The organism is Paraburkholderia sp. J11-2 (assembly GCF_905220185.1).
In the GTDB taxonomy this organism is placed as follows: domain Bacteria; phylum Pseudomonadota; class Gammaproteobacteria; order Burkholderiales; family Burkholderiaceae; genus Paraburkholderia.
Genome location: NZ_CAJMYY010000042.1, coordinates 12360 through 37669, shown reverse-complemented (window position 1 = coordinate 37669; position 25310 = coordinate 12360). Strand labels below are relative to the sequence as shown.

Below are 25310 nucleotides of genomic sequence, written 5' to 3'. Positions count from 1 at the left end.
GATGCGCTCTCGCGGGTGCGATTCACAACAATCCATTGCGGGCGGACCTGCGTCCGAAATGAAGAAGTGGCAAGCGACAAGATCAGAGTCTGCGCCAGTTGAGACTTCGCAAGGTGTGTCGCTTGCTTGAGAACCAGGCATCAAATGGTGGAAGGGCCATGATCAAGCACATCGTTATGTGGGACGTTCGAGGCGAAACGCCTGAACAGAAGAAGGAAACGGCGCTGGTAGTCAAGACTGCATTTGAAAGTCTGGCCGGGAGGATTCCGGGTCTGACGAAACTGGAAGTTGGTATGGATGTAAGCAAGGTCGACTATGCGTGCGACGTTGTGCTGTACACCGAGTTCGAGAGCCAGGCAGACCTCGAAGCTTACGCGTCCCACCCGGAACACTTGCGGGTAAAGCAGGTGCTCGGAGACTGCCGGATTGCTCGGCATCAGGTTGACTACGTCTGATGCCCCCATCTGCTGGACAGATAGCGGAACACTCACCCCATGTACGACTTTACTTATACGACTCATTCCTCGCGCGTAGTGTTCGGCAAGGGGAGTATGAAGCTGATCCAGCAGGAAGTTGAAACGCTGGGAGCACGTCGGGCGCTTGTTTTGTGCACGCCGCAGCAAAGAGCCGAGGCAGAGACAGTGGCTTCGCTGCTTGGGCCGTCGAGTGCGGGCGTCTTTGACGGCGCACAGATGCATGTGCCGATAGAAAACGCTCGCCGTGCTCGAGAATTTGCCAAAGAGGTCGGCGCTGATTGCGCGGTGGCCATCGGGGGCGGCTCGACGATTGGCCTTGGGAAAGCCATTGCGCTTGAATCGTCGCTACCGATTATTGCAATCCCGACGACGTACGCCGGGTCAGAGATGACGCCCATCTACGGCATAACGGAAGAGGGCCTGAAGCGTACCGGGCGTGACCAGAAGGTTCTGCCGAGGACGGTCCTCTACGACCCGGAGCTGTCCGCAGGTTTGCCAGCGCAGCTTTCGTTTGTGAGTGGCATCAACGCCATTGCACATGCTGCGGAGGGCTTGTACGCCAAGGACGGCAATCCGGTAATGGCCATGATGGCGGAGGAGGGAATTCGTTCTCTCGCGAAGGGCCTTAGAGGTGTCAAAAAGAACAATCGGGATATGGAGGCTCGCAGCGAGTGTCTCTATGGAGCCTGGCTTTGTGGCACGGTTCTCGGAAACGTCGGCATGGCGTTGCACCACAAGCTGTGCCATACACTTGGTGGGACGTTCAATCTGCCGCATGCGCAGACGCATGCCATCGTGCTTCCGCACGCGCTTGCATATAACAGTGTCGCAGCAGCCGATGCTATGGCGCGCATTGCCCGAGCGCTCGATGCAGGCGATGCCGCGGGTGGACTCTATGAGCTGAATCGCGAGCTTGGAGTGCCCGATGGATTGAGGGCGATCGGCTTGCGGGAGGAGGACCTGGACCTTGCATGCGATGTCGCTATGTCCGACCCGTACTGGAATCCGCGACCTGTGGAAGCTCGTCCGCTTCGCGAGCTCTTGCACCGGGCTTGGGAAGGTTGCCGGCCGCGGGCTTGACTGCGGACCTTTTCGTGGTCCGGTGGTCAGCGTGAGGTTAGCCGTCGCGCACTAAGCGGCGCCGATGGGTCACTTAGAACGCTCGAACCCTTCTCCGTCACGTCACATTTTCGGTAGGCGCGCTGTTTGTGCGACTATTGGTGAAAAGGAGGCACACAACGGGGCGATATGTGACGCAGCCGATGTCGCAAAATGGCCGGAACCAGCAAATCGACGGCGCTCGGCGGACACCCTGACGCATATCGGCCTCGAACTTCCATACACGACCCTGAGCCGTCGTTCTGACTCCGTGCGCCGTAATGACAGCTTCCGGAGTGCAACGGACACTCTCCCCGCCGAATTGGTCGGCAAGTTGTCGGCCATAGAGGACGGTCGGTGATTGGGGGCTGTGGGATGGCTGTACGTTCCTTTGCGGACATTCAAAAGGCCTCCTCTGTTTGAGCCCGACACGTCTTCAGCGAGCGTTTGTGGGGTCCTTTTTGGGGCTTGCTGTCGGAGAACCGCCTTTTGAGGGATAGGCGTGTAGGCTGTAGCCGCGCGGGCTTCAAGGCGACCCATTGACTACCTGTAGATTTCTAGATTAAGCGCTCGATCTGTGGCGCGTTGCCGCATGCTTCGCGCGGATGCCTTTAAGCATTCACTGGCGATGCCTTGTCGCATACAAAATCCTTACAATCAAGAATATAGTTGACATGTCATCTGTATTCGAGCGCGTTTCGCGCGCGACAGGCACAACAGGCGCGGCCAGTAAGGATTCGCCCGTTTTCCAGAAAGGAAAAGAAATCATGAAATCGCGTGCGATTTGCGCCGCACTGATCGCGGCATTGTCCCTTGTGTCCGTTTCGGCGCAAGCCAGTTGGGTACAGGTTAACGAAATGATGGCCTACAACACCGAACGGATCGAAACAAATGGGCCAATCCGTACTGCCTTCATTCGCATCAATAGTGGCGGCAAGGTCATGGGGAAACATTATGACTATGCGATCTCCCGTAAGGTCTATAACTGTCGCGACTGGACATCCGCGTCAAAGGCTGATGCAGCATACAAGTCCGATGGGACGTCTGTTGTGGCGAGAACATATCAGAGCTACGAAATGGTTTTCGATCCAATCATGCCGGACTCATATGGTGAAGATACGGCCAAAGCTATCTGCGAGAATTGAATGTTTGATTCCAGACTATATGAGAACTTAGACCGCGCGGCAGTTGAGTCATATAACGCGCGGATCGCGGGATCGAAGAGTGCCGCAGCGTATCGGCTTCACGATGAACTTGGTCCGCATCCGTATGATGGAGATATCGAGAACGCAAAGGTGATCTTGCTGCTCGCGAACCCAGGGTACGGTAAGACAAGTACATTGGACGATCACAGGTATCGCGTAGAAGGGTGGCCAATGTCTTCGCTTCATCCCGGTGCGTCGAAAGGAATGTACGACTGGGTTTTGCCAAAGGTTGGCGACCTAGTAAAACGATTCGGGCCGCAGCATATAGCGAGGTACGTAGCGATGGCTCAGATTCATCCTTGGGCTTCGGAGAACTTCGATGAGCGCTTTAGTCCACCGTCCAAGGCGGTGATCGCGAAACTGGTCAAAGAGGCGCATCAGCGCGGCGCGATCATCGTGGCGGGCAGACAGTATGCATATTGGGACAGCGTCTGCGGGACTACGCTGCCACGCGCGTTCTTTCGCGCCCCGACCTTGATTGCCGCAAACATTGAGTCACGCACTCCGGGCGTCTGGGCGGCTGTCTGCAAGAAGCTCCACGAATCGTAGTTGCGACACAGCAGCATGACCGTCTTATGCACCTGCCTGCCGAGTCGGGGCAGGTGCGCAGTCAGCATTGCTCAATCGATGTAGCCGAGGAAGGTTAGATGAAGCCGCCTTGCTTCGTCCGTCAGAAGCTCAAACTTAGCCGAGCGTTCGCATTCAGTCGCCTTTGCTCTAACCACGAAAGTGCGTGGTCCAACGTCCTTCAGATCGAAGGGGTCTCCGAAAGTACCAGTAGGCATTGGGGCGCTAAACCTGAACTTGTCGATGTGCTGATCTCCCTTCCTCACACTTTCCCGGCATGAAGCGCGTTTCTGGTGGATATTGCCGCGCATTGGGAAGTATAGCGGCAGCAATGGTTCCCAACATGTGACGGTGGATCGTAGCGGGTGTCCGGTCATGGGCCGGCACATATGGGCCACTCGGCGCTCACTTCGTCGTCGCAATCGCGCCCGCTAGTTGCCCCTTAAGTTTGACCTCGTCGATGTGCATATTTTGAGGTGGTTGAGGCCGACGCGTGCCGCAATTGTGGCGCACTGTTGTGGGTTCCGCGCGGCTTAGGGTTCCCGCAAGCAGTACATGATTGGCCTCGATGACGGTGGCAGTGCCCTGAAAACAAAAAGCCCGCTCGGCGGGCTTCCTGTCAACGTCGCAACGGGCCTCAGGCTGCGGCGGCGTCCTTCAGCTTCTTCAGCGCGCGAATCTTCAGCTTCACCGTTGCCGGCTTTGCATCGAACCAGCGCTCTTGACCCGTGAACGGGTCCTTGCCGAAGCGCTTTTTCTTCGCCGGGACAGCCTGGACGCCGATTTTCACCAGGCCCGACAGTGTGAACTCACCTGCACCCTTCTTATGCACCGAGCCCAGAATCGTGTCTTCGAGTGCAGCCAGAACGGCTTTGGCTGCTTTCGGATCGACACCGGCTTGCTCGGCAACGTGCGTTGCCAACGACGCCTTCGTGAACGTTTCCTTCAGCGGCTTGAGTACGCCATTGGTCGCAGCCTTCTTCGCCGGAGTAACAGCCTTCGGCGCGGCCTTCCTGGCTGCCGGCTTTGCGGCCTTCGGTGCTGCCTTCGGTGCTGCCTTCGGTGCGGCCGATTTTGCAGCCTTCGGGGCTTTCGTTGCGGTCTTCGTTGCCATGAATAATCCTCTATCAAGTTGAGAACCGCTTAAGACGGTGCACGACGCCTCGCGTTACTGCACTGTCTTAAGCTGGCGCTTAGCGTATCAACGGTTTTCGCGATTCGCAACAGGAAAGCGCCTTCTGGCAAGCCGTTTCTTCATCGCCAGCGAAGAAAGCCCATGACGTACACCCGATTTCGCAGCGGCCGCGCGTGAGAGCCGCGTCTGAACAGGAAGAACCGCGTAGTCCCACCGCCTGCACGCATCTGCGTATCGGTAAGGCAGGCAGCTACCCAGGTTACGGCGCTTTGCGGCTTCGCCGAACGGGACACGCGTGGCATCTCAGGACCACCTCAAGCAGCGCGCGGAACAAAAAGGCCGCCCAGGATGGTTGACTGCCCAGCTCCCAACAGACGTCCGCTCAAAAAGGCGGCTGTTCGCACGGACTGGAGAAAATGCTCGCCAGCCTGAGCGGGTGGTGCGCTCGATCAGCTACTGCGTCGTGAACACGACAACGCGACAGTGCCTCTGGAAGGCCTCACCCCACGGATCGAGGGGGCGGTCCAGGTTGTTCGGCGCAGTGGGCTCAGTCGTTAGACAGCGAACCCAGAAATGTCGCAACCTTCGCCTTGCTGGTTTTCTGCAATCGAGCCATGAGGGCGTGATCGATTCGCTTCAGCCCGTATGTTTGAGCGATGTCATGTTGCAACCGGCACCATAGATGGCTGGCGACCTCGGCGTCAACCATCGCCCGGTGAGCACGACCCGATTTCGGTAACCGAAGCATCTCCGCCAAGCTAGACAGGCGATGACTCTGGGCGTGTGGATAGACTCGCCTGTCAACGAGCATCGTGCAAGCAAATGAATGCTCCGCTGTCACTCCAAGAAGTCCCAGTTCTGCCTGCCAAAACCGCTTGTCGAAACCGGCGTTGTGGGCAACGACGGGATGGTTTCCAACAAACGCTGCAGATTCCCTCATGACTTTCGAGACAGGAGGAGCTGATGCGATCATGTCGTTCGTGATGCCGGTGAGAGCAACGACATCGGACGGGATGCGCCGTCCTGCGTTCATCAAGCTCTGGTAACGATCAACAATCTGGCCGTCACGCAGAAGGATGACGGCAATCTCGGTAGCGCGGTCGCCCAGATTGGGCGAAAGCCCGGTTGTTTCGAAGTCGAGTACCGCAACGGTTTGCATGTTTCTTTCGTTCACTAATCAGTTGGTGCCGTACTACGCACGCTTTCCCACGCCTGACGAGCCACCCTGGCAAGACGCCCCTATCCCGATGCCTGGCTGCATGGAGAACACCCTTGTACAAAGCCAAACGGAGCGCTTCGCTCTTTCTGGCCGTGAAGCTGATAACGCGCCTTTGTTTGTTCGCCCGGCTGCCGCTCAGGCCAGTTCGCCAACCAACGACACGCTCAGGCCTGGATTTTATTCGTGGCGACGCGCCCGGATCCGAGTGCGTTGAATGATTGGCGGGCGTATTCTACGACGCGGCCGGACTATTCGAATGGTGCCGCTGTAGGACCCTTGGGCACTCTAGTCGACCGTTTTGCGGCAAAGGCAGTAAATGAACCGCTGTATACCGCCCGATGGTGTGTGATGCTCCTCACGCTCCTGGCGAAGCAGCGTGAACGGCGCGCCAAATTCCGCGTGCAAGGCGTCGGGACTGTAGCGCATGACCGGCAGGCCGCTGCATCGCTCGGGACCATCTTCCGCGAATGTCGCAACGATCACCGTGCCACTTGGCTTAACCGTGCGTAGCACAGTGCGGACATAAGCTTCGCGTTCCGCCTCGCTCGTCAGAAAGTGAAATACGGCGCGATCGTGCCAGACGTCGAAGGCGTGCACAGCCAACTCCGCCTTCGTGACATCGCCGACAATCCATGAAACGGCTTGCGCATGTTCACAAAGTCGCTCGCGCGCGACTTCGAGCGCGGCTTCCGAGAGGTCCAGCACGGTCAGCGCGCTATACCCTTTGTCGATCAGATCGTCGACGAGGGTTGAGGCGCCGCCGCCCACGTCAATAATCGCCGCGTCTTTGCCCACTCCCGATTGCTCGATCAGCTCGATCGATTGACGCGGGTGTTCCTGGAACCAGCTGACATCGGTCGAAGCTTTCGTCTCGTAGACGTGGTTCCAATGTTCCTTCGATTGCATGATCGCTCCAGTTCAGTCGCACAACTCAATGTGCCACGGTCAGATCGGCGGTTCGCCGCGCGGGCGTTATTCCTTGCGGCCTCAGCAGCAGGCGCACTACGTCGAGCGCATCGTCCTCCACAGGATAGGTGATCAAGGTTTCGTTTTGGAAATCCTCGGCATCGAGATAGTCCTTTTGCGCGAGCGGATGGTCGTTCGCAACGAGCGCGACCAATCGGAAGCAGAACAACGGGTGAAAGTCGACGCGATGTTCGTCATCCCGTCGGCTGATGTCCGCTGCCTGCCGGATGGCGACGGCCAGCACGCGATCCACTACCGCCAACCGGAAAAGGTCGTATGCGGCGCAGAGCGAGTTCAGCCAGTTTCGCATGCGATACTTTCGATCCGAGGATGCGATGGTCGATACGCAAACACTGCTGACCTGCATTGCTTTTCTCGTGGTTGCGCTGCTTTACGCCAGCACCGGCCAGGCTGGGGCTTCGGGATACATCGCCATAATGGCACTGGTGGGATACGAGCCTGACAGCATCAAGCCCACGGCGCTTGTCCTGAATATCCTGGTTTCCCTTGTCGTAAGTTGGCGCTTCATTCGAGACGGGCATTTCAACTGGCAATCGTTCTGGCCGTTTGCTTTGCCGGCCGTACCCATGGCGTTATTAGGCGGCTATATAACGCTGGAAAAGACCTGGTTTGAATATCTACTTGGCGCACTGCTCTTAATCGCTGGAACGCTGTCGCTGTGGCGCAGGCCAATGGGCGACAACATTGTGCGACCACCACCTAAGCCCGTCGCAGTGGCTTGCGGTGCGATTATCGGCCTTGCTTCGGGGCTAACCGGAGTTGGCGGCGGCGTCCTGATCGCACCGCTCCTGATCTTTTGTCGGTGGTCAACCATGCGTGCGGCTGCATCCGTTTCCGCGCTGTTCATCCTCTGCAATTCGATAGCGGCGCTGGCCGGCAATTGGAGCGCCACAAATCACCTTCCACATGGAATTGTTCGGCTGGCGTTGATGGTGGTCATGGGAAGCTGGTTAGGAGCACATCTAGGTAGCCGTTGGCTATCGACTCGTCAAATTCGTGTCTTGCTGGGTGTTGTATTGATCTGCGCCAGTGTGAAGCTGCTCCTGCCTGTTTGAATCACTGCAGCTGATTGACTGCTTCGTCCGCCGAAATGCGATGCAGATAGGCGATACGTCAGTGGCGGCTGCTGGAGCCGTGACGCTGATGCGAGTCCATCGACCCTGCTATGCAAATGGCAACGGGCCTTCGAAAAGCCCGATGTAACACAGATGCGAAACCGCTGGCTGGCCGTGTCCAGCCCAACGGTGCAGCAGGTATGCGGGTGGTTCGAGATAAGAAGCGGGCTCCGCGTCTGCTTCGACGCGCAACGCGATCTGCGTTGTCGTGCTTGGGCACGTGAGTACGGGAACGTTCCCAAGGCGCGTCTGCATGGACCGATGCACGTGCCCGGCGAGAATCCGATCGACATTGTCATGGCGTGCAAGAACCTTTGCCAATGCGTCCGTGCTTCGCAAACCGTAGACGTCCAGATAGGGGATGCCCGTCATGAACGGCGGGTGGTGCATGACGACGACGACCGGTCGATCTCGATGCCCGGAGAGTTCAGTGTCCAGCCAGGTCAGGGTGTTGGCGTCCAGTTCACCGTGATGTAGCCCTGGAACGGATGTGTCTAGTGCCACGAGGCGTAGTTCGCCTACGTCTATCGCGAACGACAGCGCCCCCTCCTTGGGTAGCCACGCGTGATCCGAAAACGCGGCCCGCAGACGGTCACGGTTATCGTGATTACCTGGTAAAACCACGAACGGATGCTTCAGCGCGCCAAGCAATTCTCGAAGCTTCAGATACTCAGCGGCGGTACCTTCGTCCGTGAGATCGCCTGAGATGACTACGAGGTCCGGCTTGGGTCGCACGCGGTTCAGCGAATCGACCGCTGCCGAAAACATGGCATTTGAGTCCACGGCATCCTGGTACAGCGCGCCGTGTGAACGGACGTGAATATCGGATACTTGTGCAATGACTGTCACTCGGCTCTCCGGTGGTTTCGACGGGCATGTACGTGGGCGAAGAGCGATTTTAGGTCGGACAAAATACCTTATCGAGCGAGCTTTGGCGGGCAGTGCCACGACTCCACGCGTTCTCAATCGCGCGATCGAGCGGCCGAATCGGTACGACGAGCGGACATCAGGAGGTGTACGCAACCGATGATGGGCTTCAAGAGTTTTCGATGTGCGCGTATTTTGCTCGGCGGCATTGAGTTGATGCATATGATCGCCAAGGGGCAAATGCAGACCGGCGGCTTGAGCCAGACACCTGCCGCCCAATTCTACTCGCTCGTTAAATACGGCATCCTATTTGTTCTGGTGTGCTTGTATCCATAACGCCTTATCGCGACAAAACCCGTTTCGTGACTTTTGCCGCCGAGTTGTCGTCCTTGATACGGTGGAGACCGCCGACGCATTCATGATCGCCGCGCACAAGCTTGCCCTCTGCTCTCCCGCTTGCGCTCGGTAAGTCCGGCGGCGCGAACCTCCGCCCGATCAACTCAACGATGCCAGCAAGATCGACAGCTTGCGGATATGCGCCATGAACGCTTCGGTCATTTCGCGGTTATGGCCGTCGCTCAGATGCGGCGCTTCGGCCAGCTCGACCTGGCCATGGAACTCGTCGAAAACTTTGCGACGCTCGTCGGGCGGAAGTATGCGAATGAGGGACACCATCAGTAGTTCCTGCGCATGGATGATACCGAGCACGGATTGTTCGTTCATTTCGACCTCCGTCGGAACGCGGCGATGCTAGCGGCTGAACAGCAAGACAAAGCGGGGAGTTGACGGCAGCACCAGGTCGATGTTGTCTTCGATCCTCCTTTTTACCCGTCCATACTAGCGCAAGGATCGAGCCGTCTGCACCTGTACCGGGCGAAGCGCAGGGAGGCATACGGGTGCCGATGGGATCTCACACCAGACCGGCCCGGGCCGCCGCCCACACCGTATCGACGGGATTGTCGCGGTTCTCGTACGGCTTTCTCCGGAAGGGCGCCCTGGTATCGAAACGGGACGCGTTCTGCAGTCGCGGGACCAACCCGGCGCACCAGTCGAGGAACCGCGAACAGGCAGCGGGATCCCTGGTGGATTCAGGAACCGGGCCGACCGGTGCAAGGTATGTGCCGCCTCTTGACGGGCCGCCATTCTGACCTGGCCACAGACAGGTGTGGAGAGGGATGGCTTTCCCTTCGTCGTCTGGAACTGCGACACTGGTCCCCGATTAAAACGGGGTCGCATTCACGCAGAATCGCCGGGATATGTGACTCGGAAGACGGGCGGGATGCCGCGGTGTCGAAAAGACGAAGGGCCTGGGTTCCACAACAGCTTGAGTGCCAACCGGCAGACAACGCCTTTTATGTCAGGTACCGGCCGCCACCCCCCGTCCGGCAAGGCTTTGCGCCCGCTCCGATCATTCCACGGCCTCCTCACAACCACGAAATATTATATTTCGTGGAAACGAGTATAATAAGGCGTGACCCTTCCCGTCCCCCGGAGCCATCATGCGACGTGTTTCCTTTGATGTCGCCCAGGCCAGCGCTGCCGTCAAGGCCGGTGGTGTCCTGTCGGCGATCCTGCGTGCCGAAAAGGGCGCTTTCTATATCGAGCTGGAAACGCGCGAATCGGGCGTGGCCGAACTCGTGACCTCGAACGGCCGCGAGCGACGGGAATTCCGCGATCCGGGCCAGGCCCTGAAGGTCGTGCGCGATCTCGGCGTGGCGACCGGCCGTTTCGCGCTCGAGGAGTGGGACACGCGTGCTCCGAAGGCCCCGGCCTGGACGCGTCCGGACCAGAGCGCGCACATGAAGCGGCGCAACCAGCTCGCCGACGACGCAGCCGAGTTCGAGGCCGACGTCCTGAAGGCGGTTGCCGAGGCCGACAGTCCCGGCACGTCGTTTGTCCCACACGATGAGGTGATGGCGCAGCTCGATGCGAAGCTTGCCGCGACCGCGAAGAAGGCTGCGCGCAAGGGCCGCGCATGATCGTCGAGTGGCTGCCGCGTGCAGTGGAACAGCTGCTGTCGATTATCGATTATGTGAGCGAGGACAGTCCGGCCGCCGCCGTCGAGCTCGGACAGTCCATCCGTGAAAAGACCACCACGCTCGCCACGTACCCGAACCGCTACCGGACGGGCCGCGTCAGGGGGACCCGTGAGATGGTCGTGATGCCTAACTATATTGTCGTGTACCGCGTTTCGGGCAAACAAGTGCAGATTCTTCGTGTCCGCCACGCGCGGCAACGCCGCTAGGGCTGCAAGCTTTGCTGTGCGACAGCACGCAGGGCCCACATGGTGGGCCCTGCGTGAAGCTGCTCTCATCGCTGTTGAATGAGTCGTAACGCCCCACTTCTGTCCTTCAGCTTGAGCCGCCCGCAGTGGCTGCTCCAGGATCTGCTTCGGACATTGCGGCGCGGAAGCGTCGCAGACGCCCACCGAGTATGACCTGCGGCGTGTGCAAAAAAAGGCCGACATCTGTATCGGCCGAATACGCACGACGCCGGCCAGGCGTCCTGCGGCGGAGCTCTACCTGGAGTATGAGGCGTATCTCGCGTCGATGGGGACGCTTGCACTTTCACACCTACGCACGCCCTATCCAGACGGTCAGCGCATGGCGCACTGTGCTTTGCGATCAGGCACGATCTGTAACACCATCGATATGAAGGCGCAAGCGGCACCCACGCTGCACACGCCGGGCCAGTGCCATGCGCTCCACGCATAATTGCCGAGTACCGAGCCTATGGCACCCCCTGCGAAGCGGATCGTCATGTAGATCGTATTCGAGCGGCTCATGGCATGATTTCGGACACCAAGGTTACGCGCCATGTTGGAAACGTGGGCGCTCTGCAAACCAAGGTCGAGAAGTACGACGCCGACAATCAGGCCGCCGATGCTCTCGCCCGTCCAGGCCAGCACTCCATAGGAAGCGATGAACACGAGTGTTGCGGCGAGGATGATACGCCGGGGTTCGTGCGCATCCGTCAGTTTGCCGATGGCATACGACCCACTGGCGCCCGCGATGCCAACCAAACCGAACAGTCCTGCGGTTTCACTACCATAACGGGTGTCGAGACTATGCAGGTGAAATGCGAGCGTCGTCCAGAAAGCGCTGAAGGCTGCGAACTGCAACGCGGCGACGAAAGATGTCTGCCGCACGACGGGTTCCTCGCGCAGTAGCTGTGTGAGAGAGCCCATTAATGCACGATAGCTACCTGGGAATGTTGGTGCAACGCGTGGCAGTATCCGGGCGAGCATCACGGCGACGAGCGCGGTCGTTGCAGCTGCCGACACATACACAACGCGCCAGCCAAGATGCGCAGCCATCGTACCGGATACGGTGCGCGAAGCAAGGATGCCCCCTAGCAGGCCCAGCATCACGATTCCAACCGCTTTCCCGCGGCCATCGGCGCCGGCGAGTTGCGCGGCATAGGGCGTGAGCAGTTGCGGTGCCACGCTCGTCATGCTCGCCACGAAACTCGCCGCAATGAGCCACGACAAAGTCGGCGCGGCAGCCATCGCAAGAAGGGCAACCACAGCCGCCGACAGCGTTATCGTGAAAAGCTTGCGACGCTCGACCTTGTCGCCTAGCGGAACGAACAAGACCAGACCAAGGGCGTAGCCAGCTTGCGCCGCAATGGCCACCGCGCCGGCCTGACGTTCGCTCGTCCCAAAGGTATGTGCGAAGTCGATCAGCAGCGGCTGGTTGTAGTAGTTGTTCGCGACAACGAGCCCGGCCGAGAGCGCCATGACCCAATAGAGCGATTGCCTCATCTGGACTCCCCGGTGACTGGTTACCCTGGATCGTGACAGCGCGGCGCAACGGCCGGGATAACCGGACCACTGTTTGCGGACCGCATGCGTCGGACTGTAGACTATTTCCCAATCAGGAGGTACCCGCGCCAAACGGCAAGCAGTCTTGCGTTTTCCGGAAGGACATTTCGATGGACCGATTCGATGCCATGCAGGTGTTTGTCCGGGTTGTCGAGGCCGGCAGTCTGTCTGCCGCCGCCCGCGCAATTCCGATGTCGCTGACTTCGGTAAGCCGTCACATCTCGGCTCTGGAGCAGCAGTTCGGCACCCAGTTGTTACGGCGCACGACACGCTATACAGCGCTGACTGACGAAGGACGCCTGTTTTACGCGCGCGCGAAGGCTATCCTCGCGGATCTCGACGAGATGAGCACGCTTATCGGTGGTAGCAGTAGCGAGCCCTCTGGCCGGTTGCGTATCGCCGCTCCATCGTTGCTCGGGCGCATGCTCATCGCGCCACTGCTTCCACACTTTCTCGCATCGCATCCCGGCGTGTCGGTAGAGATGGTCCTCGTCGAGCGCAGCGTGAATCTCGCGGAGGAAGATGTTCATGTCGCGATCCGCGTGGGCCGCTTGCCTGATTCGACGCTTGTCGCACGGAAGCTTGGCGATGTCCGCATGGTGACTTGTGCCGCGCCGTCATATATCGAACGCCGGGGCGCACCGAATTCACCCAGTGAACTGAGTCTGCACGACTGCCTGGTCTTTTCCGACAGCCCCGGCCCCGTTGACTGGCGTTATAGCCATGCCGGTGTCCGTCATTCTGCTCGAGTGACGGGGCGGCTCTGGGCGAACGCGCTCGATGTACTCTTGGTGGCCGCGCGAGCGGGTGTGGGTATCATCCGCGCCCCATCGTGGCAGGTTGCGGGATTGTGTGAGCAGGGAGAACTGCGACGTATCCTTGCGGAATATGAACCGAGCCCTGTGCCGGTGAGCGCGTTATATGAACGCGCTCGTCGAACCTCACTGCCGCTGCGTGCCTTTCTTGACTTCCTGATCCAATCCCGCGTCATCGCGGAGCTTGCCCACGCAGTCGGGACGAATGTTTCCTGACCGGATTAGAGGTCGAATTAAGGCAGAGATCTGGTGCGCAACGGACGTTCGAGTGCTTCACTTGCCCTTCGGGCGAACGACGGGAACTGGCCGTGCAGATTCACTCGTCAATATAGAGAGGAGACAATCGCTGGCACGGGTTTGCGAATGTCCGTGAAGCGAACTTCAGCCGCCGCACAGCCGTTGATCGGCGGCCGTCGGCTTTGGCCGATGGCGGGCGTATCGCATCCGTTCAGGTTCCGCCTGAGTATTGCAGCGATTCAAACGGCAGGTTGCCCCGCTTGCGGAACGGCAGGTCATGGCCCGGTTCGTGACTTGGCGGACGTAAGGGACGCGCGGTCTCCTATCCGCGTCTGCTCTCGCGATCCAGTGCTGAAAATGCTCCCTGGAGTCGCGCTTCCTGATCGGCAAAGCGCTGCTTGTCGCGTGTGCGAAGTTTGCGCAGGTTTTCGATCTTCCAGCGTATCGCGGGCATGTCGCTCAGATGAGCGTAGGGCATCAGTGCCCAGTCCGGGGCCAGTCTGACGAGGGATAGGAGAAATTCACGTTGCTTCGGGCTCAGCGCGCGTGGCAGATCGTGGTGAAGCTGTGCCTGGACTTCCTCGAGCCGGGAAAGGCTGACCTCGTCGACGGTCATGCCCACGAATCCTGCCTCGTATTCGTGCGCCAGTGAATGTGGCTTCGCAAACAGAACTTCGTGAACGGGGCGGTTGTGGCCAGCGAGGTAGCCAACGAACGCGGCAACGCAATCATCGCGTAGGCCACCGTACGTCTCGTACATGTGCTGCACATCGAAGATGTCACGCGGATGCTGGCGGTCCAGCGCCGCAACCAGCTTGCTGCCGTACAGTTCTGCGTCGGCGAGCGTGGGCACTTCGAAGTCGACGCGGAACATTTCCTGTGCGCGCGGAACGACCGGGCGCATGACGGTTGGCATCAGGGTGCCCCGGAAGACATATTTCACTTCCACCTTGACCTGGGTATCGGCGGAAGCCACTGTCAATTTCACGTCATCGCCCTTGTTTTTGCCGCTGGCGCCAGCGACAGTGACGTGATAGCCCTGCCGCTCAATCGCCTGTTTTGCGCGCGCAAGTTCCGTGTTGATGATCGCCAGTGCTTCGGCCCGGTCGGGGTCGTGCGAGCGCATGATCACGTCGATATCGACAGACAGGCGGGGCAGGTCCTGCACGAACATGTTAATTGCCGTTCCGCCCTTCATGGCGAAATGCGGTGTGTCGAAAACGTCGGGCGCGATCGCCAGCATAAGGCGCACGGTGTTGAGGTACTGATCGTTCATCGGGTCACGTTTGACTGGAAGTGGGCACGTTACGCCTTCAGGTTCAATGAGGGCGTGCCCCTGCGGCTGCTGGACCAACGCTTACCGGGGCCAAGCCTGTCGACGTGGCGCTGCAGATCCTTGCCCCAGGCAAAGCCGCTGGCTTCTCCAAGATCCCGCACCAGCTTGACGACCTTCACCCTTGTGCAATGGGATAGCAGGGTATCCAGTACCTTTGGGCGCAGGTTGCGCAACGACGATGCGATATTGATGGCCTCTTCGAGGGACTGTCCTTTTGCGAGGCGCTTGCCGACATCGCTCGCGAGCTCGAGCAGGGCACGCTCGGGCTCGGCAACGAGGATCGAGGGATCCTGGTTGGGAAGCGGCGAGATCGCAAAGCCTTCCGGCAGATTGTCATCGAACAGGCGCGTCGTCTGCAGCGTATGGGGCATGTGCTCGCCGACCCACTCGGGCATGACGTAGGGACGTTGGGCCCAGAGCACGACACGCTCGCGAAAACTCATGTTGTGCCGCACGCCCTGCCAGTCGAGCGCCGTCCTGCCGCCGACATGCAGGCCCTTCACATGCCGGCTGAGGTACGCGAGTACGCCGTCGCGCGTCGGCGTGTCACCCGCAAGGAGGTAGGCGCCTTTCGAAAGGCGCTGCAGCCACCCGGCGCTCACCAGGTAGGTGGTCTGCTGGGCGCTGACGCCGCAGTCGCGGAGCATCTGTGGATCAAGCGGCTGTCCTCGGGGGACGCCTTCCATGAGCCGCTGGAGTGTTTTGCTGGCCATAATCGTCGAGGGGCATGATTTTTTTGTGACTACACAAAGAAATCAGCAGTTAAGGAAATTAAATCATGTAAAATCCGGAGATGGATCGCTGTGCCGACGTCCGGGAGACGCGTAATCAGTGTATTCGATCGGGACGAACGGCGCATGATTTATTCGATGTTCTGTCGGTAAAATTTGTATTTAGATAGAAAAAATCATGCAATGCGTGAACCGGCCAAAGCTGGCGCGAGGTGCCAGGCGCAAAGGGACGGTTGATTGAAACGAACAATCGGTGGCCCGCTAGAAAGGTGGCGCCTTCGGCGGCAGGCATTCCCCGGCAACTGCCGAACGCGCACCGTCGCACGTCCCCGAAGCCGGTTTACGCGGGGCTGGCCTCATTCGTGGAATGGGCAAACGCATCGTATTTGGCGCCATTCGCGCCGGGCCAGCTGGACGAATGCGACCAGGCGCTCTTCCCGTTCACCTGGCAGGGCGGCCGGCTCTGACCTGAGCATTTCTCCTGGGTTCTCCTGACGAGCGATCTGTAATGTGGAGATTCGCATGGTGAACAGCTTGAGGCGTCATGCACGCCAGGAGAGTCGGCGGTCTGGACGCCTGCTGGCTTGCAAGGCGACGGACGCGCAGTGGGACGGGTATGGGGGAGGGGCGGCCATTGCGTACAGTCGATCGACGACGGGTCATCGATTGCGGACGTTCAAATGTCGCCGTTCGTAAGGCCGCATCAGGTCGCTCTTCAGTCAATCACACCGGTGCGACTCTATGAATGTCAGTTCTCACTGTGATCCGATGCGTACTCTCGACCCGGTGCGGATAAGCAAGACGGGGTTCTGCACCGGCTGTTAGCGACCGCGCGAGCAAGCCAGCGGTTGGAGACAGGTGGCGGACCATCGGCGGCACCAGATGCTCAATGATAAGTCTCATCGCGCAGCAAAGCTTCGGCATAAGGCACCAACATGCGCGCAGAAATTCGCGCGTCCTTGCCCACTGCGTGAATGCCGGCAACCTGACTGTCCTGGGAGACTGGGCGGCGACCTCTGCTTCAGTCGCCGCCGTTTGTGCTCACGGCAATGTGATCTCGCGGGTGAATTCGGCCGTCACGTTGGCGCTCGTGGCGACGCCGAATAACGGGTAAATAGTTTTGGGTCCACTAGCGGCCAGACCCATGTAATCGCCGAGGAAATGGCCACCCGCTACGGGTGCGTCAAGGATGTTGAACGAGGCGTCAGTCAGTTTCCGTTCGTTACCCCAATTGGCAGAGCTCGTACACACAGTGGCGGTCGAGCAGAACACCGCGAAATAGTCGCTGCCCTCGAAGCCCACAGGCGTGTTCGTGTCATTACGAAAGTCGTAGTAGGTCACCACGATCGTATTGCCGTCGCCCGATGGCACTATCGCCGGAATGTAAGCCTGCTGACGGCAGGGGTTCGTACTGTTCGGCGGCGTCTTGTTGATCATCACGGGTGTTGACCAGGTCGCCCCACCGTCATCCGACTCGCTGAAGACGATCCCGACGATCGGAATCGATCCGGTGGGTGTGGTGCAGGTCCCGGACGAAAAGCGGTCGTCCTGCCAGGCAAGATAGATAGCCCCCGAAACCGGGTTCACAGCGACACTGTAGAGAATGGCGGCGTCGCGTATCGGCTGACCGCTGTCAGGTGTCACCACGCCGGTGACCACGCCGCCGACCGTATGAATATCGTTGGTGAACGTCGGCCCCGACCAGTTCGCGCCTTTGTCCGTCGACTTGATATAGCCGATGCTCAGGGGCGATGGCGTGACGTTGATCGCGGTGAAGAAGTCGAGCAGGGTACCATCAGGCAGCACGCGCACCATGTTGTCGATTGTCTGCGCGTTCGTGCCCGGCTGGTAGATCGGTGCGGCTGTGCTCCATGTCACTCCATTGTCGGTGGACCGTGAGAAGAAGCTCGGGCCGGTGAAACTGAATTTGGAGAAGGGGGCACCACCCGCGCACGGCGGGGTCCCACATGTCGAAGAAAGGCCCGCCAATTGGCGCGCGATCTCAACACCGTCATTTTGAGCGAGCAGTTGGGCGCCTTCCTTCGTTGGCGGGAACACGCTCAGCTGATCCCAGACCGCATAGACGTATTTGTTCGCGGTCGGATCCGCAGTGAGCGAGTTCTTGTCATTGAGCATGTGCGGCGAGTTGGTGCGGATCAGCGTAACGGGAGGCTGCCACGTCGCGCCGTGGTCGGTGGAGCGGCTGACCAGCATCCCGCTATTTCGGGCTCCGAAAGGAGTCGTCGGCTGCGCGGGGTCCAGTACCAGAGAGAAGAAGAAGGCCGTGCCGTCTTGCGCAAAATCTACCCAGGGATCGGAAGCTCGCCGGAAATTGCCTCCGGTGCACGCAGTCACGCCGGACGGAATCGAATTCGACCAGGTACTGCCCGCATCGCTGGAGACGACGCCGACAAGCCCGCGTGATCCGCCGTCGATCCAGCGATCCTGCTGGTGGCCGACGAGGAGGCGAGACGGGTCGGTCGGATCGACCGCAATCCATGGCTCGATTGAGGTTGCAGGATACAGGACGCTGCCGAATGCCGACTGTTGCGCGTTCACCTTGTCTGCCGTGCACCCGCTAAATGGGTCGCCCGCAGCTACCTGTACTAGCGAACCCAGCGTTTGCGCATGTGCGCCTGGGCCGATCGAGCACACCAACGCAATGACGCAACCGCCTGCCATGCCATTGAAAGTTGATCGGGATAAGCGTCTGATATTGATTTTCATTCTGAGCCTCGCGAAAAGGGGAAAACGCCTGTGCATTGCCCACCGCAAAACCAGAGCTTGCTACCGTCCACCAGGACATGCAGCGATGCATCTACCAAACACACACTAGGTCGCGATAGCAGCATTTGTGTGAAAAATTCATTACGGATTCCGATTCATCACATGGCGCCCCCGCTACGATTGGCGTGGTACGGGGATTGCATGAAAACCGTCAAAACATGTATGCGCTTGCAGAAGCATGCCACTTGATATTTACAGGGATTACTTGCATTGATATTTTATTCGGAGTACGTATTTAATATTGAATCGAAGCGTTCTACATTGAATGACCCATTTCGACTGCGGCTGGGTTGTAGATGATTGTGACTTCGATTACGGCTCCGACCTCCGCGACCTCGACACACGGCGTTTTGCCGTAGCATCGGCGTTTTTTTGCTGCTCGAGGGTGACGAACGGATGGCATTGAAACCTGGCGTTCGTGGTCGCAGAAAAGCGGCCTCGGGTACCTGCCTTTGAAACTACGACGAGCCGACTGTCGGCAATGGGGCGTAAGTACGCGTTCGCCGATGTGAGAGTCGCCGCTCTGGAGCCGGATCGGGCGAACGGCCGGTTAGCACCGTGCAGTCGCCCGACGAGGGGCGATAGCTGGACGTCCGGCTTCCTCTGCGGGGGTGGGACACCGCATCGAAACCGACGAGCGCGAAGAACACCACGGCCGAGCCGCGCCGCTCATGCCAAAAGCTCCCGAACTGACCGATGTTCGCCAGAATGAATGGATGCTGATTGAAGGTGCCCGTCGCGGTCGTGCCATCGGCGAGCTTGACGACGGTGCCGGACGAGGCGTCCAGATCAGGCGGAATATTGATGCTGGCGTTATACGGCAGATCGGCAACGAGTTCGTCCGTGACACCCATGGCGGCAAAGCTGCTGACAACGCACGGCACCGTGGACCAGACCGTCAGCACGCGGGCAACAGGGATCTACTACCAGTGCTTGCTGATCAGGATGGGCTTCGAGTCGTTCGTGCGTTTCTATGGGATTGCCGGGTTGCAGCACGCAGTGGGCACCGAGTTCAACGCTTCGTGGGATTCGCTCACAACGCTGCAGAACTTGGTCGAGCACGGGACGGCGCCGGTGCACCGGCTGGTCACCGATACCGCAGGTGTGCCAGGCCGCACGCGGCCGCTGTCGCGTGCGAGGCTGTATCGATGGGTAATCAATTGTAGTTTTCAATATAAGGCATATTTACGGATTGCATTTGATGGATCGGAGAAGGCCGGCTAGTTCCCGACCTTCTCCGATTCGACCACCAGGTCCAGCACATAAACGACCGAAGGCCCGTCGATGGGTGAGTTAGTGACGGTGTAGCGCATTACGCGCAGGACATTGCGAATTCCAGGGGTGTGGGTATAGCCCTCGATATCCTGATACAGCGATTGCCATTCACCAGGCGTGCCGGTGGCCAAACCCTGTTCGTCGAAGTGACGTTCGCGTACCAGCAAACATTGCTTGTCCGGAATCAGTGGATGCTGGCACGGTACGGACTGTGCGGCCACTTCGAGGAAGGTCATTTCACCGGGGCCGCCGAAACGCGTCTGCGCCGTGGGTACGCCGGTGAAACTCAACGTGTCGCCACGGTCGGTAACTAGCTGCATGCGCGGTGTGTTGCCACGTGTCAGCAGGTTCATGCTGAGGCTGCCCTGCAGCCGCTGTGCAATGGCGCTATCGAGCGCGGCGCGGGCGGGATCCGGGCACGCCACCATGGTGCTCACCATCTGGCCAATTTGCAGCCGTCCTTTCTTGATGCTGTAACTGGCGCCCATGTTGTTGCAACTATTGAGCACGTTCAGCCGGTCAGCGCTGAAGTCCAACTGCACGGGCTTGTTCGTGTCGGCGAACAACGCATCGATGCGTTTGCCTTTGCTATCGAATGCGTCGTTGAGTTGCCAGTGGTACTGGGTGAGGATCCCGGTGCCGACTGTCGACGTCGCGCTTGTGGGGGCGGGGGCGGAAGCAGACGTTATCGCTGGCGTAGCCGGGGCACCCGTTTCATGGATCGGCGAGCAGGCGGCAATAGCGAATGTCAGCAAGAGCAGGTGGCATTTCACGTCGGTACCTCTGCTGGTCCAGTGGGTGTTACAGGCGGCTCGGATCGCTCACCGGAAGAACTGACGATCTAACGCATGGTACAACCCGGAGCCGCCGCACCGGGTTGACATAGCCTCCACGTCCCGTGCCCCTGGTCGCCATCGGATCCGATGCCCGAACAAAAATAAAAATGCAATTAGGGTTCAGGCCACTTGCCTCACCATTTTCAGTGCCTAAAACTGCGCCTTAATCCGGTTAATCAGACACGTGTCCGGTATATCGGACAATGTGGATGCATAAGCCAGTGGGTTCCGAGGCCTGCCGAGAGCGCTGGAACCGACGCATCCGTGCCGGAATACCCACCTCCGATTAGGGCCTGTACATGAAACTTGCAAAACACGGCGTCAAGACTGCCTTCCTGTTCGCTTTTGCTGGACTGCTCGCGTTGACGGGCTGCACCAAGGTGTCTACGCCCGGACAAGCCGGGGCGGCCTCCTCGTCGACGCTACAGGCCGTGCTGCAGCGTGGCACGCTGCGCGTTGGCGATTGCCTGACGTTCGCGCCCTTCGGTTTCTATGACAAAGACGGTCAACCCGACGGCTACGACGTGGATCTCGCAAAGGAACTCGCCAAAGAAATGGGCGTAAAGCTCGAGATCGTAAACACGACGAGCGCGAACCGCATTCCGAACCTGCAGACGAGCAAGGTCGATGTCGTGTTCTGCAATTTCACGCGCAATCTCGAGCGCGCAAAGGTCGTCGAATTCACGACGCCCTATGTCGTCGCCAGTGAGGCGTTGCTGGTCAAGAAGAGCAGCGGGATTCAGTCCATCAAGGATATGAGCAATCGCACGATCGCCACGGTCAAGGGTTCGACGAATGGCGACGAAGTGCGGGCGTTGAACATGGCGGTCAAGATTCAGGAATACGACAGCTCGCAGGCCGCGATCCTCGCCGTGAAGCAGGGCCAGGCTGACGCGATGATCGAAGACAACAATTTCCTGGCCTATCAGGCGAAGCTCGACCCTGAACTCGCCGTCACCAATGAATCTCTCGTTCCGCTCGAGTACAACGCGTTTGGCGTCAAGTCCGGAGACCAGGCGTGGGTCAATTACCTGAACCTGTTCCTTTTCAACATCAATGCGTCGAAGCTGAACGCGCAACTCTACAAGAAGTGGTTCGGCACCGACCCGCGCTACGCGCTGAATCCGCAGCTCTAAGTGGCGCGTGATGCTAGCAGCGCAAGAGACTCAAACGAGTTGGAGAGGGAAATGAGTTACGAATGGCTGACACTATGGGGCTACGTGCCTGACTTTCTGCGGGCAGGCTGGCTGACGCTGCAGGTGACCCTGCTTGCGTTCGTATTGGCGGTGTCGCTCGGCCTGCTGGCCGCGCTTGCCAGCATCAGTCCGGTCGCGCCGTTTCGATGGTTCGCTCGCGGCTATGTCGAAATCATCCGCAATACGCCTGTCCTGTTGCAGATTTTCATTGTGTTCTTTGGCTTGCCTTCGGCTGGCATTTCACTGGACGCGTACTGGGCTGGTGTGATTGCGCTGGGGCTCAACGTCGGCGCCTACCTGTCGGAAGTGTTTCGTGCGGGCATCCAGTCTGTGCCGCGTGGCCAGCTGGAGGCCGCCGGCATTCTCGGGCTGGAGCGCAGGCAAATTTTCACGGAAATCGTGCTGCCGCAAGCCGCGCGGGCGGTATATCCCGCCATCGTCAACTACCTGATTCAGTTGCTGCTCGGCACATCGCTCCTGTCCGCCATCGCGCTTCCGGAGTTGACTGGAACCGCGACCGTGATCAACTCGCGAACCCTTCTCTACATTCAGACGTTCGCTGTGACGCTTGTCGCCTATCTCGTGCTCAGCAACGCACTGTCCTGGTTGGCGAGCCAACTCGGAGCGCGCATGTTTCATCCCCCCCTTCTCATCCGGCCTCGCGCCCGTTCAGGGGGCTTCTGGATCCGCCGAACCAACCGAGCTTGATCTTCGCATCGGAGCTGGATTATGTCCGTTGAACTGCTGAAAACCAGTCTTTCCATCCTGCTGCAAGGGTTGGTGACGACACTGCTGCTTTCCGTGGCGGCCATCGTATGCAGTACCCTGATTGGCCTTTTCGCCGCTGTTTTGAGGTCGTTCGGACCGTGGGGCACGTCCCGCATCGCGAAGCTCTATACGGAGCTGTTTCGCGGTACACCCGTGCTCATCACCTTGATGTTCATCTACTTCGGAGTGTCCTACTTCGGGTACGCCATCGACGTGTTCGCGGCCGGGGTAATCGGGTTGAGCGTGTATCAGGGCGCCTACATTGCCGAGGTGTTCCGGTCCGGCATCGAATCCGTGCCCAAAGGGCAGTGGGAGGTGTCGCAAATTCTCGGTCTCTCGAAGGTCCAGGCGTTTTCCTCAGTTGTGCTGCCCCAGACCGGGCGGATTGTGCTGCCCCCGCTCGTTGGTCAATATCTTTCGCTCATCAAAGACACGTCGATCGTCAGCATGATTGGTATGTCCGAACTGATGCACGGTGGCCAGGCCATCGTGGACCGGGTTGGGAAGCCTGTCGAAATTTACGGACTCGTCGCACTCATTTACTTTGCCGTGTGCTTCCCGCTCTCACAGTGGGTGCGCCACCATGACCGCAGGAGACTGTCGTGAGCGATCAAACTCAAACCAGGCCCATCATTTCACTCACGGGCGTCAGCAAGTCGTTCAGTTCGACCCGGGTGCTGAAGGAAATCAATCTCGATGTCCGGTCAGGCGAAGTTCTGGTGCTGATCGGAGCGTCTGGCTCCGGCAAGAGTACGGTGCTGCGCATCATGGCGGGACTCGAAACGTCGGATTCGGGCGAAGTTTGGGTCAACGACGTTCCGCTTCATGACCCGCGCCGTGCACGCGAAATTCGTGGTCACGTAGGCATGGTTTTCCAGCAGTTCAATCTTTTTCCGCACAAGACTGCGCTTGGGAACGTCACGCTCGCGCTCATCAAGGCTCGCAAGATGAATCCCGCCGACGCACGCAAGCGCGCGATGGAAGCGCTTGACCGTGTTGGTCTCGCGGAACGCGCAGAGCACTATCCGAGCCAGTTGTCGGGTGGCCAGCAACAGCGGGTAGCCATTGCCAGAGCGCTTGCGGTCGAGCCAGGCATCATGTTTTTCGACGAGGCGACATCGGCACTCGACCCGGAACTGGTTGGCGAGGTCACTGAAGTCATGCGCGGCCTGGCGCGCGACGGCATGACGATGGTGGTTGTCACCCACGAAATGGGCTTTGCTCGCAAGACCGCGGACCGCGTTGTGTTCATGGACAAGGGCGTGATCGCCGAGCAGGGCGCGCCCGAGCAGATTTTCGTCAATCCTTCGAACGAGCGCACGAAACAGTTTCTTCACAGGGTACTCGACCATTGACGCTGAAACCCGCACGTCGCTCTTGCGAAGGTTCGCGTACGGTAAACTCAGCTGTGTTTTCAGTGAATCGACTTTACGAACGCCTTGATGGAGTGAATGCATGGCTGTTGGAGAATCATCGCGCGCCAGAGGCGTAGACCGCGTCGTCGAAATTTTTCGGCAATTGCATATAGCCCAGCGGCCAATGACGATGCGCGAGTTGATCGATGCAACCGGTGCGCCTCGTTCGAGCATCTATGAACTGGTTACGATTCTCACCGGGGTTGGCTGGCTCGAGACCACCGCGGATGGTAGCGTGTTTTTTGGGCGCGAAATGCACTACTACGGGTCTGACTATGCAACTCACAACGATTTGATCAGCCGCTCTCATCAAGCCATTCTGGCGTTGGTCAGGAAGTATGAGGAGACTACGCAGTTGTGCATGCTCGAGGGCAATAAATATACCGTCGTGTTGTCGGAGAGCAGCGCGCGTCCTTTCAACATTAGTTCGGACATTGGCGTGAGGGTGCCGATTCCATGGACCGCGACCGGACGCCTGTTGCTTGGCCACCTGAATGCGGACGAGATCCGGGAGCTAATTCCCGGCGACGATTTCGTCCTCGACAACGGGGTTCGTATCGACTTTAACGGGTTCTTTCAGGAAGTGCAGCTCGCGAAAGAGCAGGGCTATTGCTGCACAGAGGGTTTGTCGAATGCCTTTCGGCTCTGCATGGCGGCGCCTGTCCGCGACCGCGCAGGCTTTCCGATTGCGGCGCTCTGTTTCATGACGAGTCGCGATACGAGCCCGGAGAGGCGATCCGCGATGCTCGAAGACCTTCTACAGTCCGCGAAGGCGTTATCGCTTAGGTAGTTCCGGGTGCGTTGAAAGCAGCTCGGCCATCAATCAGACAATGTGAGAAGGAGTGAGAGTGTGAAGCGTTATGGCGTAGAAGGCGGTAAAGGAACGGGTGGCCAGCACATGCCATTTGCACGTGCTGTCGAGGCGAATGGCTGGCTATTCGTTTCCGGTCAGACGCCGATGGAAAACGGCGAAGTCATTAACGGCGGCATCGTTGAGCAATCGCATCAGGCGCTGAAGAACGTATTCGCGATCCTGCACGAAGCGGGCTATGGTGCGGAACACGTCGTGCGCTGCGGGGTTTGGCTCGATGACCCGCGCGACTTCGCTTCTTTCAACAAGGTGTTTCGTGAGTACTTTGGCGAGTATCCACCCGCACGCGCGGCGGTCGTTTCGAGCATGGTGATCGACTGCAAGGTTGAAGTCGATTGCGTAGCCTATAAAGCACCGCATAATTAAAAGCGCGAGTGATCGCCTGCACTGCATCAACCCGGCATGCGCGTCTCGTCAACGCGCAAGGCCGGTACCCGGTATTGCGTCAAGCCAACCCACTAAAGCTTCGTTGACTTCCGCGCGTTACGCAGGCCCGTGATGCTCCAGAATGAAGCTGCGTCGTTGCGGCCCGCAGTGCAACGGCGGGTCGA

Annotated in this window: 27 protein-coding genes and 1 pseudogene; 16 read left to right on the top strand and 12 right to left on the bottom strand. The window is 59.1% G+C overall.

Annotation, left to right across the window (positions count from 1 at the left end):
* The first annotated feature begins 158 nt into the window (after nt 1-158).
* The 4 genes from U5A57_RS37710 to U5A57_RS37695 all read left to right on the top strand — a co-directional run bounded on the left by U5A57_RS37710 (nt 159) and on the right by U5A57_RS37695 (nt 3328).
* Entirely contained in the window at nt 159-455 is a 297-nt protein-coding gene (locus U5A57_RS37710; protein WP_321917056.1) for a Dabb family protein, read from the top strand.
* Between the two features lie 39 nt (nt 456-494).
* On the top strand, nt 495-1556 hold the full coding sequence (locus U5A57_RS37705; RefSeq protein ID WP_321917054.1) for a maleylacetate reductase: 1062 nt from the start codon (nt 495-497) through the stop codon (nt 1554-1556).
* 692 nt (nt 1557-2248) lie between these two features.
* Nucleotides 2249-2719, top strand: coding sequence for a hypothetical protein (locus U5A57_RS37700; RefSeq protein WP_321917052.1), 471 nt, complete (start codon nt 2249-2251; stop codon nt 2717-2719).
* The gene (locus U5A57_RS37695) at nt 2720-3328 is read left to right on the top strand and encodes a hypothetical protein (protein ID WP_321917050.1); all 609 of its coding nucleotides are present in this window, start codon (nt 2720-2722) and stop codon (nt 3326-3328) included.
* Nucleotides 3329-3983: 655 nt separating this feature from the next.
* On the opposite strand, the gene U5A57_RS37690 is transcribed toward U5A57_RS37695, so the two are convergent.
* The 4 genes from U5A57_RS37690 to U5A57_RS37675 form a co-directional block, all read right to left on the bottom strand.
* Complete coding sequence (locus tag U5A57_RS37690; protein WP_321917047.1) at nt 3984-4460, bottom strand: HU family DNA-binding protein; 477 nt, start codon at nt 4458-4460, stop codon at nt 3984-3986.
* Between the two features lie 568 nt (nt 4461-5028).
* On the bottom strand, nt 5029-5640 hold the full coding sequence (locus U5A57_RS37685) for a 3'-5' exonuclease (protein ID WP_321917046.1): 612 nt from the start codon (nt 5638-5640) through the stop codon (nt 5029-5031).
* 345 nt (nt 5641-5985) lie between these two features.
* Nucleotides 5986-6606, bottom strand: a complete 621-nt coding sequence (locus U5A57_RS37680; protein ID WP_321917045.1) for a class I SAM-dependent methyltransferase — start codon at nt 6604-6606, stop codon at nt 5986-5988.
* Nucleotides 6607-6631: 25 nt separating this feature from the next.
* The gene (locus U5A57_RS37675; protein ID WP_415774705.1) at nt 6632-6976 is read right to left on the bottom strand and encodes a LysR substrate-binding domain-containing protein; all 345 of its coding nucleotides are present in this window, start codon (nt 6974-6976) and stop codon (nt 6632-6634) included.
* A 25-nt stretch (nt 6977-7001) separates the two neighbouring features.
* Here U5A57_RS37675 and U5A57_RS37670 point away from each other — a divergent pair, with 25 nt between their 5' ends.
* A complete protein-coding gene (locus U5A57_RS37670) occupies nt 7002-7742 on the top strand; it encodes a sulfite exporter TauE/SafE family protein (protein ID WP_321917043.1) in 741 nt (246 codons plus the stop codon).
* A 108-nt stretch (nt 7743-7850) separates the two neighbouring features.
* On the opposite strand, the gene U5A57_RS37665 is transcribed toward U5A57_RS37670, so the two are convergent.
* Nucleotides 7851-8651 (bottom strand): phosphodiesterase, encoded by an 801-nt coding sequence (locus tag U5A57_RS37665; RefSeq protein WP_321917041.1) that lies wholly within the window; start codon nt 8649-8651, stop codon nt 7851-7853.
* Nucleotides 8652-8807: 156 nt separating this feature from the next.
* On the opposite strand from U5A57_RS37665, the pseudogene U5A57_RS37660 reads away from it, so the two are divergent.
* Nucleotides 8808-9005: pseudogene (locus tag U5A57_RS37660) on the top strand (hypothetical protein); the annotation flags it as partial.
* 159 nt (nt 9006-9164) lie between these two features.
* Here U5A57_RS37660 and U5A57_RS37655 read toward each other — a convergent pair.
* Nucleotides 9165-9392 (bottom strand): hypothetical protein, encoded by a 228-nt coding sequence (locus U5A57_RS37655; RefSeq protein WP_321917039.1) that lies wholly within the window; start codon nt 9390-9392, stop codon nt 9165-9167.
* 776 nt (nt 9393-10168) lie between these two features.
* Between U5A57_RS37655 and U5A57_RS37650 the strand changes: the two genes are divergently transcribed.
* Together U5A57_RS37650 and U5A57_RS37645 are read left to right on the top strand one after the other, a co-directional pair.
* Nucleotides 10169-10648 carry a hypothetical protein gene (locus U5A57_RS37650; protein WP_321917038.1) on the top strand — a complete coding sequence of 160 codons (480 nt, stop codon included), beginning with the start codon at nt 10169-10171 and terminating at the stop codon, nt 10646-10648.
* Nucleotides 10645-10914, top strand: coding sequence for a type II toxin-antitoxin system RelE/ParE family toxin (locus tag U5A57_RS37645; RefSeq protein ID WP_321917036.1), 270 nt, complete (start codon nt 10645-10647; stop codon nt 10912-10914). The genes U5A57_RS37650 and U5A57_RS37645 overlap by 4 nt, the downstream gene beginning before the upstream one ends.
* Before the next feature lie 351 nt (nt 10915-11265).
* On the opposite strand, the gene U5A57_RS37640 is transcribed toward U5A57_RS37645, so the two are convergent.
* The gene (locus tag U5A57_RS37640) at nt 11266-12432 is read right to left on the bottom strand and encodes an MFS transporter (RefSeq protein ID WP_321917034.1); all 1167 of its coding nucleotides are present in this window, start codon (nt 12430-12432) and stop codon (nt 11266-11268) included.
* Between the two features lie 170 nt (nt 12433-12602).
* On the opposite strand from U5A57_RS37640, the gene U5A57_RS37635 reads away from it, so the two are divergent.
* Nucleotides 12603-13523 (top strand): LysR family transcriptional regulator, encoded by a 921-nt coding sequence (locus tag U5A57_RS37635; protein ID WP_321917032.1) that lies wholly within the window; start codon nt 12603-12605, stop codon nt 13521-13523.
* Between the two features lie 343 nt (nt 13524-13866).
* Here U5A57_RS37635 and U5A57_RS37630 read toward each other — a convergent pair whose 3' ends face one another.
* From U5A57_RS37630 to U5A57_RS37615, 4 genes are all read right to left on the bottom strand, one after another.
* Nucleotides 13867-14820, bottom strand: coding sequence for a nucleotidyl transferase AbiEii/AbiGii toxin family protein (locus U5A57_RS37630; RefSeq protein ID WP_321917030.1), 954 nt, complete (start codon nt 14818-14820; stop codon nt 13867-13869).
* A gap of 29 nt (nt 14821-14849) precedes the next feature.
* On the bottom strand, nt 14850-15593 hold the full coding sequence (locus tag U5A57_RS37625) for a type IV toxin-antitoxin system AbiEi family antitoxin domain-containing protein (RefSeq protein ID WP_321917029.1): 744 nt from the start codon (nt 15591-15593) through the stop codon (nt 14850-14852).
* Between the two features lie 1059 nt (nt 15594-16652).
* Nucleotides 16653-18338, bottom strand: coding sequence for a sialidase family protein (locus U5A57_RS37620; RefSeq protein ID WP_321917028.1), 1686 nt, complete (start codon nt 18336-18338; stop codon nt 16653-16655).
* A 518-nt stretch (nt 18339-18856) separates the two neighbouring features.
* Nucleotides 18857-19252 carry a hypothetical protein gene (locus U5A57_RS37615; protein WP_321917026.1) on the bottom strand — a complete coding sequence of 132 codons (396 nt, stop codon included), beginning with the start codon at nt 19250-19252 and terminating at the stop codon, nt 18857-18859.
* On the opposite strand from U5A57_RS37615, the gene U5A57_RS37610 reads away from it, so the two are divergent.
* Complete coding sequence (locus U5A57_RS37610) at nt 19251-19622, top strand: tannase/feruloyl esterase family alpha/beta hydrolase (RefSeq protein ID WP_321917024.1); 372 nt, start codon at nt 19251-19253, stop codon at nt 19620-19622. The genes U5A57_RS37615 and U5A57_RS37610 overlap by 2 nt on opposite strands.
* On the opposite strand, the gene U5A57_RS37605 is transcribed toward U5A57_RS37610, so the two are convergent.
* Nucleotides 19619-20446: a DUF4377 domain-containing protein gene (locus tag U5A57_RS37605; RefSeq protein WP_321917022.1), complete on the bottom strand. Its 828-nt coding sequence runs from the start codon at nt 20444-20446 to the stop codon at nt 19619-19621. The genes U5A57_RS37610 and U5A57_RS37605 overlap by 4 nt on opposite strands.
* A 362-nt stretch (nt 20447-20808) precedes the next feature.
* On the opposite strand from U5A57_RS37605, the gene U5A57_RS37600 reads away from it, so the two are divergent.
* The 6 genes from U5A57_RS37600 (at nt 20809) to U5A57_RS37575 (ending at nt 25125) form a co-directional block, all read left to right on the top strand.
* The gene (locus tag U5A57_RS37600; RefSeq protein WP_321917021.1) at nt 20809-21645 is read left to right on the top strand and encodes a transporter substrate-binding domain-containing protein; all 837 of its coding nucleotides are present in this window, start codon (nt 20809-20811) and stop codon (nt 21643-21645) included.
* Nucleotides 21646-21696: 51 nt separating this feature from the next.
* The gene (locus U5A57_RS37595; protein ID WP_321917019.1) at nt 21697-22413 is read left to right on the top strand and encodes an amino acid ABC transporter permease; all 717 of its coding nucleotides are present in this window, start codon (nt 21697-21699) and stop codon (nt 22411-22413) included.
* A gap of 21 nt (nt 22414-22434) precedes the next feature.
* Nucleotides 22435-23079, top strand: coding sequence for an amino acid ABC transporter permease (locus U5A57_RS37590; RefSeq protein WP_321917018.1), 645 nt, complete (start codon nt 22435-22437; stop codon nt 23077-23079).
* Nucleotides 23076-23828, top strand: coding sequence for an amino acid ABC transporter ATP-binding protein (locus U5A57_RS37585; RefSeq protein WP_321917016.1), 753 nt, complete (start codon nt 23076-23078; stop codon nt 23826-23828). Before U5A57_RS37590 ends, U5A57_RS37585 begins: the two co-directional genes overlap by 4 nt.
* Before the next feature lie 100 nt (nt 23829-23928).
* The gene (locus tag U5A57_RS37580) at nt 23929-24678 is read left to right on the top strand and encodes an IclR family transcriptional regulator (protein WP_321917015.1); all 750 of its coding nucleotides are present in this window, start codon (nt 23929-23931) and stop codon (nt 24676-24678) included.
* 60 nt (nt 24679-24738) lie between these two features.
* Nucleotides 24739-25125 (top strand): RidA family protein, encoded by a 387-nt coding sequence (locus tag U5A57_RS37575; protein ID WP_321917012.1) that lies wholly within the window; start codon nt 24739-24741, stop codon nt 25123-25125.
* The last annotated feature ends 185 nt before the right edge of the window (nt 25126-25310 follow it).